Source organism: Pseudomonas sp. BRG-100 (assembly GCF_000737955.1).
GTDB lineage: Bacteria > Pseudomonadota > Gammaproteobacteria > Pseudomonadales > Pseudomonadaceae > Aquipseudomonas > Aquipseudomonas synxantha_A.
This window is the reverse complement of sequence record NZ_JPRX01000001.1, coordinates 3,174,157-3,186,748: the sequence shown is the minus strand read 5'-3', so window position 1 is coordinate 3,186,748 and position 12,592 is coordinate 3,174,157. Positions and strand designations below refer to the sequence as shown.

General features: G+C 58.5%; 12 protein-coding genes. 2 read left to right on the top strand and 10 right to left on the bottom strand.

The window, feature by feature from the left end; genetic code table 11:
- Positions 1-63: 63 nt before the first annotated feature.
- The 10 genes from JH25_RS13380 to JH25_RS13425 all read right to left on the bottom strand — a co-directional run bounded on the left by JH25_RS13380 (position 64) and on the right by JH25_RS13425 (position 9,887).
- Entirely contained in the window at positions 64-2,025 is a 1,962-nt protein-coding gene (locus tag JH25_RS13380) for a DUF7844 domain-containing protein (RefSeq protein ID WP_032878535.1), read from the bottom strand.
- Entirely contained in the window at positions 2,022-2,342 is a 321-nt protein-coding gene (locus JH25_RS13385) for a DUF2388 domain-containing protein (RefSeq protein WP_005783494.1), read from the bottom strand. Before JH25_RS13385 ends, JH25_RS13380 begins: the two co-directional genes overlap by 4 nt.
- A gap of 26 nt (positions 2,343-2,368) precedes the next feature.
- On the bottom strand, positions 2,369-2,677 hold the full coding sequence (locus tag JH25_RS13390) for a DUF2388 domain-containing protein (RefSeq protein ID WP_032878533.1): 309 nt from the start codon (positions 2,675-2,677) through the stop codon (positions 2,369-2,371).
- A gap of 105 nt (positions 2,678-2,782) precedes the next feature.
- Entirely contained in the window at positions 2,783-3,103 is a 321-nt protein-coding gene (locus tag JH25_RS13395; protein ID WP_032878532.1) for a DUF2388 domain-containing protein, read from the bottom strand.
- Positions 3,104-3,431: 328 nt separating this feature from the next.
- Positions 3,432-3,647: a DUF1127 domain-containing protein gene (locus JH25_RS13400; protein WP_005783500.1), complete on the bottom strand. Its 216-nt coding sequence runs from the start codon at positions 3,645-3,647 to the stop codon at positions 3,432-3,434.
- A 318-nt stretch (positions 3,648-3,965) separates the two neighbouring features.
- Positions 3,966-5,459, bottom strand: a complete 1,494-nt coding sequence (locus JH25_RS13405) for an acetyl-CoA hydrolase/transferase family protein (protein WP_032878531.1) — start codon at positions 5,457-5,459, stop codon at positions 3,966-3,968.
- Between the two features lie 179 nt (positions 5,460-5,638).
- Positions 5,639-7,075, bottom strand: a complete 1,437-nt coding sequence (locus tag JH25_RS13410; protein ID WP_005783504.1) for an NAD(P)(+) transhydrogenase (Re/Si-specific) subunit beta — start codon at positions 7,073-7,075, stop codon at positions 5,639-5,641.
- Positions 7,075-7,398, bottom strand: coding sequence for an NAD(P) transhydrogenase subunit alpha (locus tag JH25_RS13415; protein ID WP_005783507.1), 324 nt, complete (start codon positions 7,396-7,398; stop codon positions 7,075-7,077). Before JH25_RS13415 ends, JH25_RS13410 begins: the two co-directional genes overlap by 1 nt.
- Before the next feature lie 15 nt (positions 7,399-7,413).
- Entirely contained in the window at positions 7,414-8,535 is a 1,122-nt protein-coding gene (locus JH25_RS13420; protein ID WP_005783509.1) for a Re/Si-specific NAD(P)(+) transhydrogenase subunit alpha, read from the bottom strand.
- Between the two features lie 452 nt (positions 8,536-8,987).
- Positions 8,988-9,887, bottom strand: a complete 900-nt coding sequence (locus tag JH25_RS13425; RefSeq protein ID WP_005783510.1) for a LysR family transcriptional regulator — start codon at positions 9,885-9,887, stop codon at positions 8,988-8,990.
- 156 nt (positions 9,888-10,043) lie between these two features.
- Between JH25_RS13425 and JH25_RS13430 the strand changes: the two genes are divergently transcribed.
- Both JH25_RS13430 and JH25_RS13435 read left to right on the top strand, forming a co-directional pair.
- The gene (locus JH25_RS13430) at positions 10,044-11,225 is read left to right on the top strand and encodes an acyl-CoA dehydrogenase (protein ID WP_005783512.1); all 1,182 of its coding nucleotides are present in this window, start codon (positions 10,044-10,046) and stop codon (positions 11,223-11,225) included.
- 13 nt (positions 11,226-11,238) lie between these two features.
- A complete protein-coding gene (locus JH25_RS13435) occupies positions 11,239-12,459 on the top strand; it encodes a CaiB/BaiF CoA transferase family protein (protein ID WP_032878530.1) in 1,221 nt (406 codons plus the stop codon).
- Positions 12,460-12,592 lie beyond the last annotated feature (133 nt).

Genomic DNA, 12,592 nt, shown 5'->3' with positions numbered 1-12,592 from the left:
GACTGATACACCGCTATCGGGAGCAAGCCCCCTCCCACAATCTGATTGTGTACCGCTATGTTTTTAGGGCAGTTCGAGGCCGCCGGCCGCTTTATGCAGCGCACGCAGATGCTCACCCAACTGCTTGAGGTTGGCCTCACACGCCGCAATCTCGGCAGCGCGGGCCGGATCGAGCAGCGCCCTCACCTCTTTATCCAGCTCGCCGGTCAATGATTGCAACTGCTTCTGACGTTCGGCGCTCTCCGACTCCAGGCGCTTGGCTTCCGAAGGTTGCGGTAGGCCATAGCCGCCACTGTCGAGCAACTCGGCCGGGCGACTGAGAAAGCCACTGTTGGCGAGGATCTGTTGCAGCGTGTTGTTGGCTTTCTCCATGCCGCCATTTTTCAGCTCGCGGGCATTGAGATAGCGCTGTTTGACTTCGTCCTGAGCGAGCATCAGTTGCTTGCGATAGCTGGCTTGTTCAAGCAACAACAATGCAGCGCTGGTACGCAGGTCGGCCTGGCTGAACCACTGGCGGCGCGCTTGCGCATCCAGGGCCAGCCAGTCTTCGACCTGGGTCTGCTTGATCGGCAGGCGCTTGCGCAGTACATCGAACATCGCCTGGTAGCGTTCGCGGAATGAGTCGAAGTGGTACCCCAGGCGCAACGCCTCACGCTTGTCATTCAATACGCTGGTATCGGCCAGGCCACGTGCGCTGAGCACTTGCAGCAAACCGTTGGGGGTGATGTTGTCCAGGCCGGTCAGTTGCGGGTTGGCACTGCCACTGCGTAACAGTTTCAGGCTTTCAACCGCACAGTTGTTGGAGATAAAGAAATAGTTGCCGTCATAGCTCCAGTGCATTTCAGCCGCATGCTCGACGGTGTCGTTGATTTCCTGGCGGTTGAGCTTCAGCGGTACCGACGCCAGGCCTCGTAATTCGGTCTTGGTGTATTCATCGATGACCTGGGCCAGCGGCAATACGAACAATCGCGACGGGTACTTGCCCACCAGGCCATCCCAGCTCGACAGCTGTACGTCACCGACGAAGGCGCGGTAGGACAGCACCAGGTGGCGGTCCAGATCCAGCCGACAGTCAGGGCCACGCGGGCGACCTGGCGCGCAGATCACCAGCCGCAGCATGCTATGGCCCCAGCGGCTCACCAGATTCTGGTTGGCTTCGGCGAGCAGGTAGTCGATTTCATACACCCGCTCCGGGTCTATTTGCCCCAGTGGCGTCTTGGCGAAGTCATTGCCGGCGTTCAGGAACGGGTATGTCTTGGCACAGGGTTGCTGTTCGGGCGGCGCCCAGCCGAAATGTTCCTTGTAATAGCGGAACAGCGCGGGGCGTCGGCAGGCGTAGCTGGGGTCGAGGAGGAAGTACTCCATGTTGACCGCCACGAACTCCAACGGGCTGGTGGTTTCGTAGATGTCCGGGCTGCGCACCACCTGATTGTTATGCTGTTCACGCTCGCCGCGGCGGCCGACATATTGTGGCCAGCCGGCGAGGTCCAGCAGGCGGGGATCATCACTGAGAGTGAAGCGCCGGTCGTTCTGGCCACGGCATTGATCGGGCAGGCCGATCAAGCCGGTAATGTTGTTCTGGCGACTGCAACGCTGGATCAGTGCGCGCTCGTCTTTGGGCCACAGGCGTGCGCGGTCATAGATGTGGGTCAGTTCATGCAGCACCGTGGCGAGCAATTCCTGGCGCACGGTGCCGTGGGGGCGATTGGTTTTGAGGGTGGCGGCGCTGCCGTCGGTCAGGCTGGCGAGCAGGTTTTGATTAAGGTCCAGCTCGGACACCAGGGACGCCTGGCCATAGGCATTTTCAGGCATCTTGTCGGTCCAGCCGACATCAATCCGCCGATCCAATTGCTCGACAAAACGTGGCGGCAAGGCGCGCAGCGCTTCATCGAGCAATGCCTGGCTGGCCTGCTGTTCGGCCGGGCTCAAACCATCGGTTTTGAGCCGCAGTTGCAGGCTGGCCTGGGCTGTACTTGCACACAACAGCACAACCCCGGCCAGGAGCCAGGTTTTGATGCGCCTCACAGAGCGAGGATAGCTTCGGCGAGGGTCTGGTCGCTGGCATCACGGGCTTCTGGCACGCGGGTGCGAAGGGTATCGAACGCAGCTTCAAGCTGGGCACCACGGATCTCTCCATTTGTGGCTACGAAGCTGGCGGCGTCGTCGTGGGCTTCGCGCACGATTTTGGAGTCGCGGATGGACGTGGTGGTGTCTGAGGTGAAATCAATGGTGCGCGCCGACGCACGCACGATGATGTTGCTGGTGGCCTTCAAGGTTTGCGCCTGGGCGACATCGACCAAAAACAGCAGGCCGAGGGCGGCGACGATCAACGGGCTACGCATCGAGTGACTCCGAAATACAAAGATAACTATTGGACGAGAATTGCTTGCGCCAGTTCAAGGTCGCTCGCATGAAGTTTTGGCCGACTGTGGCGCAGATAATCCAGCGCGGACTCCAGGCGTGCGCCCCGCCATTGGCCGTCAGTGGCAATGAAAGCGGCAGCATCATCCTGAGCGGCCATCACCAACTTGTTGTCGAACGGCGCAGAGGTCACCTTGCCGGTGGCATACACGCTGACAACGGTGCTCTGGGTGGACACATCCATGGCCAAAGCCAAGGGTGACCAGCAGGCGCAAAACAGTACGGGAACAATCAACAGGCGGTATGAAAAAGCCATGGGACTCGACAACTGAAAACGAGCGCCAAGGCTAGCGCAATGACCAGGCGAGGGCCAGCGCCGAGGCATTCGGGAGCGGCAGGCGCTCCCGTCTGTTGCCGCAGATCAGATCGCCAGGATTGCCTGTGCCAGCTGTGCATCGGTAGCGATGGCCAGTTGCGGCGCTTGCTGGCGGATGTGGGCCAGGGCGCTTTCCAGTTTCACGCCACGGATAGCGCCTTCGCTGGCGACGAAGCTGGCTGCGTCATCACGGGCGGCCTGTACGACCTTATTGTCGCGCAGGGAGGAGGTCGCATCGGAGGTGGCGTCGGAAGTGGCTTTCAGGGCGCCAACGATCGAGTCGGTGGTCATGATGAAGCTGCTCGCGTTAGCGTTGGCGGCCAGGGTCAGCACAGCGGCGGTGCACAGCAGGCGAAGGCGGGACATGGGGTAACTCCTGTAGACGAAATAAGGTGGCGCGACGCGGCCACAGTGAGACGGACTGGGACTGTTGAGCATCAGACGCTCGCTCTACAGGGTTCGCCACGTGGTGAGTGGATATTAGGCTTGGACCGGTGCAACAGGAAGCCTGTAATTTAACTGTACTGGTTAATAATAATTTTATTAAAACTGTACCTGTAGGTGGAAATCCTACCGATTCAATGCCCTTTCGCAGAAACAACAAAGCCCGCCTCCGGTTACCCGGGGCGGGCTTTGCTTTAACAAATCAGAGTGCTGGCGGTGGACCCGGTGGGTCAGGGCCAGCGGGCGCTGCTTAGCGCCAGAACGGCTTGCTCAGCTCTTCGTAGCGTTGAGCTTCGCTGATACCGGCGTCAGCCAGCAGACGCGAATCCAGGCGAGCCAATTGGTGGCGGCTGGAGATGCGGCGCTGCCACAACATCAGGTTGGCGAGAACGCGCAAAGGCAGGGAAGCGTTGGTGTTTACAGCTTTCTCTTCGAAGAACAGTTCGGAACTGAGTGTACGTTCCATGATGACATCCTTCCGCTTGTGGCGGGATTAGGTAGTGGTTTAACTGATGCTAATGATCCTCCCCCGGCGCAAGACTCTCTAGATACAGTTCACCTGTATTGTGAGGGGCCAGTTAACTGTTTAATACGGCTGTACGGTACGGAAATGGGGCAACTGTACCTGTGCGCACCCAAAAGGTGCGAAATTGGTGTTTTCAAGATGAGTTGTGGGATATTTAAGTAGGAAATGAGCGGTACAGTAGTACAGTTTTTTGCATAGACACTGGCTAGGCTGCCGAGCTGATGAAACTGTAGTTGCATCAGCTCGGATCTGTATTCATCAAGCCTTGAGCATATGCCCGGTTTCTTCCAGGTTGATGTGCCAACTCAGTGCCTGGCGCAGGATATGCGGCGTGTGCCCACCGATGGCGCAGGCGGCTTCGAAGTAAGTATTGAGCGCGTCGCGGTAGGCCGGATGCACACAGTTGTCGATGATCACCCGCGCACGCTCCCGCGGTGCCAGGCCGCGCAGATCGGCCAAGCCCACTTCGGTGACGAGGATGTCCACGTCATGTTCGGTGTGGTCCACATGGCTGACCATCGGCACCACGCTGGAAATCGCGCCCCCCTTGGCAATCGATTTGGTGACAAAGATTGCCAGGTGCGCGTTGCGCGCGAAGTCCCCGGAGCCGCCAATGCCATTCATCATCCGCGTGCCGCAGACGTGGGTGGAGTTGACGTTGCCGTAGATATCGAACTCCAGCGCGGTGTTGATACCGATGATGCCCAGGCGGCGCACCACTTCAGGATGGTTGGAGATTTCCTGTGGGCGCAGTACCAGCTTGTCTTTGTAGTGCTCCAGGTTGCCGAAAACGTCGGCATTGCGGCGCTCCGACAAGGTAATCGAGCTGCCGGATGCGAAGCTCAGCTTACCGGCGTCGATCAGGTCGAAGGTCGAATCCTGCAGCACTTCCGAGTACATCGTCAGATCTTCGAAGGGCGAATCGATCAAGCCACACATCACCGCGTTGGCAATGTTGCCGATCCCGGCTTGCAGCGGGCCGAGTTTGTTGGTCATGCGTCCGGCGTCAACTTCCTGCTTGAGGAAGTTGATCAGGTGGTTGGCGATGCCTTGAGTGTCACCGTCAGGCGGCGTCACGGTTGAGGCAGAGTCGGCCTGGTTAGTGACCACGATAGCGACGATTTTCTCTGGCGGGATCGGAATCGCAGTGCTGCCAATGCGGTCGTCGACCTTCACCAGCGGGATAGGCGTGCGCGTCGGCCGGTAGGTCGGGATATAGATGTCATGCAGCCCTTCCAGGTTCGGATTGTGCGCGAGGTTGATCTCGACGATCACGTGCTTGGCAAAAATTGCGAAGCTGGCTGAGTTGCCTACGGACGTGGTGGGCACGATGTGCCCTTGTTCAGTGATGGCGACCGCTTCGATTACCGCAATGTCCGGCAACTTGAGCTGGTTGTTGCGCAGTTGCTCGACGGTTTCCGATAGGTGCTGGTCAATAAACATCACCTCGCCAGCATTGATCGCTTTGCGTAGCGTGCTGTCGACTTGAAACGGCATGCGTCGCGACAGTACGCCAGCTTCAGTCAGTTGCTTGTCCAGGTCGTTGCCCAGGCTGGCGCCGGTCATCAGGGTGATTTTGAGGGGCGAAGTCTTGGCGCGTTCGGCCAGGGCGTGGGGGACGGCCTTGGCTTCACCGGCGCGGGTGAAGCCGCTCATGCCGACGGTCATGCCGTCCTCGATCAGTGCAGCGGCGTCTGCCGCGCTCATGACCTTGTTCAACAACGAAGGCAAGCGGATACGATCACGGTACATGAATTGTTATCTCAGGCTACGGAAGCAAGGTGGGCAGTGTAGTGATTTCAAAAAGTTTCGGCCCGCTACCATGGTCGAATGCCAGGTGGCGATTTAGAGCCTTTGGTCGGGTTTCATCCGCTAATAAAAAACCCCAGCCTACGTGAGGCCAGGGTTTCGGGTATTGCGCTGGCGCAGTGTTATTCGACGGCTTTGACCATATCTTCGATGACCTTCTTGGCATCACCGAAGACCATCATGGTCTTGTCCAGGTAGAACAACTCGTTATCCAGGCCTGCATAGCCGCTGGCCATCGAGCGCTTGTTGACGATGATGGTCTTGGCCTTGAACGCCTCGAGGATCGGCATACCGGCAATCGGTGAGTTCGGATCGTTCTTGGCCGCCGGGTTGACCACATCGTTGGCGCCCAACACCAGCACCACGTCAGCCTGGCCGAACTCAGAGTTGATGTCTTCCATCTCGAACACCTGGTCGTAAGGCACTTCGGCCTCGGCCAGCAGCACGTTCATATGTCCAGGCATACGGCCCGCCACCGGGTGGATCGCGTACTTCACGGTGACGCCGCGATGGGTGAGCTTCTCGGTCAGCTCTTTAAGCGCGTGTTGTGCCCGTGCGACAGCCAAGCCATAGCCCGGCACGATGATGACCGTGTCGGCGTTGGTCAGCAGGAAGGTAGCGTCGTCGGCCGAGCCGGACTTCACCGGCCGAGCTTCTTTCGAGCCAGCTGCTGCACCGGCGTCTGGCGTATTGCCGAAACCGCCCAGCAGTACATTAAAGAAGGAGCGGTTCATCGCCTTGCACATGATGTAAGACAGGATCGCGCCGCTGGAGCCGACCAGGGAGCCGGCGATGATCAGCATCGAGTTGTTCAGCGAGAAACCAATGCCCGCCGCTGCCCAGCCGGAATAACTGTTGAGCATCGATACCACTACCGGCATGTCGGCGCCGCCGATCGGGATGATGATCAGCACGCCCAGCACGAAGGCCAGGGCCAGCATCAGCGCGAACGCAGTGAGGTTGCCGGTGAACATGAACGCCAGGCCCAGGCCCAGGGTTGCCAAGCCGAGCACAAGGTTCAGCTTGTGTTGCCCACCAAACTGTACCGGTGCGCCTTGGAACAGGCGGAACTTGTACTTACCCGACAGCTTGCCGAATGCGATCACCGAGCCGGAGAAGGTGATAGCACCGATGGCGGCACCGAGGAACAGCTCCAGGCGGTTACCGGCCGGGATCGAATCGCCCAAGTGTTTGACGATACCCAAGGATTGCGGCTCGACGACCGCTGCAATCGCGATAAACACCGCTGCCAGGCCGATCATGCTATGCATGAACGCCACCAGCTCCGGCATCTTGGTCATTTCTACGCGTTTGGCCATGATCGAGCCGGCCGTGCCGCCGACCAGCAGGCCGACGATGACGTAGCCGATACCGGCGGTGGCCAGCTCCGCGCCGAGCTTATAGATCAGGCCTACGGTGGTCAGCACCGCCAGTGCCATGCCGAGCATGCCGAACAGGTTGCCGCGTCGGGAGGTGGTGGGGTGCGACAGGCCTTTGAGGGCCTGGATGAAGCAGATCGACGCGATCAGGTAGAGCGTCGTCACCAGATTCATGCTCATTACTTCTGCACCTCTTCTTTCACAGCTTTGGGCGCTTTCTTCTTGAACATCTCAAGCATCCTACGCGTAACCAGGAAACCGCCGAACACGTTAACCGCAGCCAAAGCTACCGCCAGGGTGCCCATCGTCTTGCCCAACGGCGTCACGGTGAGGGCGGCGGCCAGCATGGCGCCCACAATCACGATCGCGGAAATCGCGTTTGTCACTGCCATTAATGGCGTATGCAGCGCGGGGGTAACGTTCCAGACCACGTGGTAACCGACATAAATCGCCAGCACAAAGATGATCAGGTTGTAGATACCGGGGGAGATAAGCTCTTCCATCGTCTGAATCCCTGCTTAGGCGTTTTTGCGGATGACTTGGCCGTCGCGGCACATCAGGCACGCGGCGACGATGTCGTCTTCGAGGTTGATTTCAAACTGCCCTTCCTTGGTGAAGACCAGCTTCAGGAAGTCCAGCAGGTTGCGCGCGTACAAGGCCGAGGCATCTGCGGCGACAGCGCCTGCCAGGTTGGTCGGGCCGCAGATGATCACACCGTTTTCCACCACGACTTGGTCAGCGACGGTCAACGGGCAGTTGCCGCCCTGAGCTGCGGCGAGGTCGATGACCACCGAGCCGGGTTTCATCTGCGCGACGGTATCGGCGCTAAGCAGGGTAGGTGCCTTGCGGCCTGGAATCAGTGCGGTGGTGATGACGATGTCGGCCTGCTTCGCGCGTTCGTGCACGGCCAGGGCCTGGCGCTGCATCCAGCTGGTGGGCATCGGGCGCGCGTAGCCGCCGACACCGACGGCGCATTCACGCTCTTCATCGGTTTCGTAGGGCACGTCGACGAACTTGGCGCCCAGGGATTCGATTTGCTCTTTTACCGCCGGACGGACGTCGGACGCTTCGATGACCGCGCCCAGGCGTTTTGCCGTGGCGATAGCTTGCAGGCCCGCGACACCGGCGCCGAGGATCAACACGCGCGCAGCTTTCACAGTGCCGGCGGCGGTCATCAGCATCGGCATGAAGCGCGGGTAGTGATGAGCGGCCAGCAACACAGCCTTGTAACCGGCGATATTGGCTTGCGAAGACAGCACGTCGAGGCTTTGGGCCCGTGAAGTGCGTGGCGCGGCTTCGAGGGCGAAGGCGGTGATGCCGCATTCGGCAAGCTTGGCGATGGTTTCGTTGCTGAACGGATTGAGCATGCCCACCAATACGGTGCCGCTTTTGATCAGCGCCAGTTCGCTGTCGCTGGGGGCAACCACCTTGAGGATCAGCTCGGCGCCGAACGCATCGCTGGCACTGCCAATGGTTGCGCCTGCCGTTTCATAAGCACTGTCGACGATGCTGGCGTTGATGCCTGCACCGCTTTGTACAGTGACCTTATGGCCCTGGCCGATCAGCTTCTTGATGGTTTCCGGGGTGGCAGCCACCCGCGTTTCACCGGTCTGGGTTTCGAGAGGAACACCAATGTGCACGTCAAATCTCCTGCATGATCTTTTTGCTTTTGATCTTTTTGTAAAAAGGCCAGTGCACCGCGAGTGGCGCAACTGGGGCGACCGATCAGCACGATCCCGCTGAAATGACAGCGGGGCGCGGCATTTTGCAGGCGAACTTTACGGCCTTCAAGAGATTATGACGGGTGACGAAAAATTAACTACAAGTCACCCTGTGACTGATTGTCGCAACCGCCTTGAATAACCTCTTTAAATACAAGTCTTTAAAGGGTCAAGGGTATTTATTCGATGTTTTCCAATCGCCGATGTGAATGGTCGCTTATAGGCTGGTATTAGTCGCTACAAGCCATGTAGATCATGGCTTTGAGCCTTGTTTTTGCTCAACCGGTACAGACTGTCTAAATGCGACATATACGTATATCTGTAGGATTCAAATTAACCTGACTACAGGGTCAACAAGGCAGCTTTATCCTTTAAATGCCGGGGTTATAGCGCTTTGATTGTTCAATCAGCCAGTCCTTGAATGCGTGTAGGGAGGCCGATTCGACTTTTTTATCGGGAATCATGAGGTAGTACGCCTTTTCGCTGCTTAGCGTTTCGGTGCTCGCAATCACCAGTCGCTGCTCCTTCAGCTCGCGCTGGATGAGGAAGGGTGGTATCAGTGCGATGCCCATGTCATGCATAGCCGCTTGGGACAACATCGAGAATAGCTCGTATCGAGGGCCTGTCATGTCGCGAGGCAGACTCAGCTGTTGCGCGTTGAACCACTGACGCCAGGCATAGGGGCGTGTTGTCTGCTGTAGCAGCGGTAATTCGGCGATCTCTTGAGGAGTTAAGTGCGCGCGGCCTCCAAGTAAGTGTGGACTGCACACCGGGACAGGGTTTTCTCCCATCAGCCGGTGTGACTCTGTGCCGGACCAATCGGCATCGCCGAAGTAGATCGCGGCGTCGAACGCGGTGTCGGCGAACAGGAACGGGCGTGTCCGATTGGTCAGATTCACGGTCACCTCCGGGTGCCGGTCCTGAAAGTCCTTGAGGCGTGGAATCAGCCATTGCGTGCCGAAGGTCGGTACCACCGCCAACTCGATGGCGTTGGTGCCCTGCTGACCCATGACCGAGAGGGTGTCGCGCTCTACGGCGTCCAGCTGTGTAGCAACTCTGCGGCTGTAAGAGAGCCCTGCCTCTGTCAGCTTCACCCCGCGACGCGAGCGGCGAAACAGTTCGACACTTAAAAACTCCTCAAGGCTGGCGATCTGTCGACAGATGGCGCCTTGGGTGATGGAAAGCTCCTGTGCCGCCTTGGTGAAGCTTTCGTGACGGGCTGCCGCTTCGAAGCTGATAAGCGCGGTGGTGCTAGGGATTTTTCTGCGCATGTACGTTGCCCTCACAGATAAGGCGCATTTATGGGCTTTTCGAGTATTACGGAGTGAGAAATTAGCACAACCCTATGCAGAAACCTCGTTTGCCCTCTGCGCGTGGCCGGCCTAGTCTGAATCACGACTTCAGTTTTTATCCGCGAGGACTTATTCATGGCTGGCAAGGCAAGCTTCAACTGGATCGATCCACTGCTGCTGGATCAACAGCTCACCGAAGAGGAGCGCATGGTGCGTGACAGTGCCGAGCAGTTTGCTCAGGACAAGCTGGCCCCTCGCGTGCTCGAAGCCTTCCGTCATGAAAAGACTGATCCCGCTATTTTCCGTGAGATGGGAGAAACCGGTTTGCTGGGGGCGATGATTCCCGAGCAGTACGGTGGCAGCGGCTTGAACTACGTCAGCTACGGGCTGATTGCGCGTGAGGTGGAGCGTGTCGACTCCGGCTATCGTTCGATGATGAGTGTTCAGTCGTCACTGGTCATGGTGCCGATCAATGAGTTCGGCACCGAGGCGCAAAAACAAAAATACCTGCCGAAATTGGCGTCCGGAGAATGGATTGGCTGTTTCGGGCTCACCGAACCCAACCATGGTTCTGATCCGGGCGCGATGATTACCCGTGCGCGAAAGGTAGATGGCGGCTACAGCCTGACCGGCGCGAAGATGTGGATCACCAACAGCCCGATAGCCGACGTGTTTGTGGTGTGGGGCAAAGATGATGCAGGCGATATCCGTGGTTTCGTCCTGGAAAAAGGTTGGAAGGGCCTTAGCGCCCCGGCGATTCACGGCAAGGTCGGCTTGCGAGCGTCCATTACCGGCGAAATTGTCATGGATAACGTGTTTGTGCCGGACGAGAACATTTTTCCGGATGTGCGTGGCTTGAAGGGGCCTTTTACTTGCCTGAATTCGGCGCGCTACGGTATCTCCTGGGGGGCGTTGGGGGCTGCTGAGTTCTGCTGGCATACCGCGCGCCAGTACACCCTGGATCGTCAGCAGTTTGGTCGGCCATTGGCTGCAACGCAGTTGATCCAGAAGAAGCTGGCCGATATGCAGACCGAGATCACCTTGGCTCTGCAAGGTTGCCTGCGTCTGGGGCGGATGAAAGACGAGGGGACCGCAGCGGTCGAGATTACATCGATCATGAAGCGTAACTCGTGTGGCAAGTCCCTGGACATCGCCCGCATGGCCCGCGATATGTTGGGCGGCAACGGCATCTCCGACGAATTCGGGGTGGCGCGCCACCTGGTCAACCTCGAAGTGGTCAATACCTATGAGGGAACCCACGACGTGCATGCCTTGATTCTTGGGCGCGCACAGACCGGTCTTCAGGCGTTCTATTAATAGGAGCACGGACATGGGCGCGCTTTCCCACCTGCGGGTACTGGATTTATCGCGTGTACTGGCGGGCCCTTGGTCCGGGCAGATTCTTGCGGACCTTGGGGCCGAGGTGATCAAGGTCGAAAGGCCAGGCAGCGGTGATGACACGCGCGCCTGGGGGCCGCCCTTCCTCAAGGACGCATACGGCGAAAATACCAGTGAGGCGGCGTACTATCTGTCCGCCAACCGAAATAAAGAATCGGTGACCATCGACTTCACTAAGCCTGAAGGGCAGAAACTGGTGCGTGATCTGGCGGCCAAGTCAGACATCCTGATCGAGAACTTCAAAGTGGGTGGTCTGGCGGCTTATGGGCTGGATTACGAGTCGCTCAAGGAGATAAATCCTGAGTTGATCTACTGCTCGATCACGGGCTTTGGGCAGACGGGGCCTTATGCCGCGCGTGCCGGCTACGACTTCATGATTCAAGGGCTGGGTGGGTTGATGAGCCTGACCGGCCGGCCTGAAGGTGATGAGGGCGCAGGGCCGGTGAAAGTCGGTGTGGCATTGACCGATATTCTCACGGGACTCTATTCGACCGTCGCGATCCTGGCAGCGTTGGCTCACCGCGATCATGATGGCGGTGGGCAACATATCGATATGGCGCTGCTGGATGTGCAGGTGGCTTGCCTGGCTAATCAGGCGATGAATTACCTGACCACCGGAGTCTCGCCAAAACGCCTGGGCAATGCGCATCCGAACATCGTGCCGTATCAGGACTTTCCTACGGCTGATGGTGATTTCATCCTGACGGTGGGTAATGACGGCCAGTTCCGCAAGTTCGCTGAAGTTGCTGGGCAGCCGCAATGGGGGGATGACCCGCGTTTCGCCACTAACCAGGCGCGAGTGGCCAACCGTGCTGCGCTGATTCCGTTGATCCGCCAGGCGACTGTCTTCAAGACAACGGCTGAGTGGGTGTCGCAATTGGAGCGAGTGGGCGTGCCGTGTGGACCGATCAATGATCTGGCGCAAGTTTTCTCCGATCCTCAGGTCCAGGCGCGCGGCCTGGCGATGGAGCTTCCCCATGCGCTGGCGGGGATGGTGCCTCAGGTTGCCAGCCCGATACGCTTGTCCAAGACGCCAGTGGAATATCGAAATGCACCACCTCTCCTGGGGGAGCACACGCTTCAGGTGCTGCAGGGGATTTTGGGGTTAGGGGCAGCTAATGTGGCTGCGTTGAAGGAGGCGGGCATCGTCTGAATGATTCCTTCTATATAGAGGGCACTCATGGCGTTCCTATAAGTGGTGGTGGTTTTTTAATCAATTCTAACTAATTGATAGAAAAGCAGAATTAAGAGTTGACGGCAGATTCTGGAAGCCTATAATTCGCCGC

Bases quoted from the DNA above. Each gene is read 5' to 3' on its own strand.
- JH25_RS13405 (WP_032878531.1), bottom strand. From the start codon at position 5,459: ATGTACCGTGATCGTATCCGCTTGCCTTCGTTGTTGAACAAGGTCATG.
- JH25_RS13430 (WP_005783512.1), top strand. From the start codon at position 10,044: ATGGCTGGCAAGGCAAGCTTCAACTGGATCGATCCACTGCTGCTGGAT.
- JH25_RS13410 (WP_005783504.1), bottom strand. From the start codon at position 7,075: ATGAGCATGAATCTGGTGACGACGCTCTACCTGATCGCGTCGATCTGC.
- JH25_RS13435 (WP_032878530.1), top strand. From the start codon at position 11,239: ATGGGCGCGCTTTCCCACCTGCGGGTACTGGATTTATCGCGTGTACTG.
- JH25_RS13415 (WP_005783507.1), bottom strand. From the start codon at position 7,398: ATGGAAGAGCTTATCTCCCCCGGTATCTACAACCTGATCATCTTTGTG.
- JH25_RS13400 (WP_005783500.1), bottom strand. From the start codon at position 3,647: ATGGAACGTACACTCAGTTCCGAACTGTTCTTCGAAGAGAAAGCTGTA.
- JH25_RS13395 (WP_032878532.1), bottom strand. From the start codon at position 3,103: ATGTCCCGCCTTCGCCTGCTGTGCACCGCCGCTGTGCTGACCCTGGCC.
- JH25_RS13425 (WP_005783510.1), bottom strand. From the start codon at position 9,887: ATGCGCAGAAAAATCCCTAGCACCACCGCGCTTATCAGCTTCGAAGCG.
- JH25_RS13390 (WP_032878533.1), bottom strand. From the start codon at position 2,677: ATGGCTTTTTCATACCGCCTGTTGATTGTTCCCGTACTGTTTTGCGCC.
- JH25_RS13385 (WP_005783494.1), bottom strand. From the start codon at position 2,342: ATGCGTAGCCCGTTGATCGTCGCCGCCCTCGGCCTGCTGTTTTTGGTC.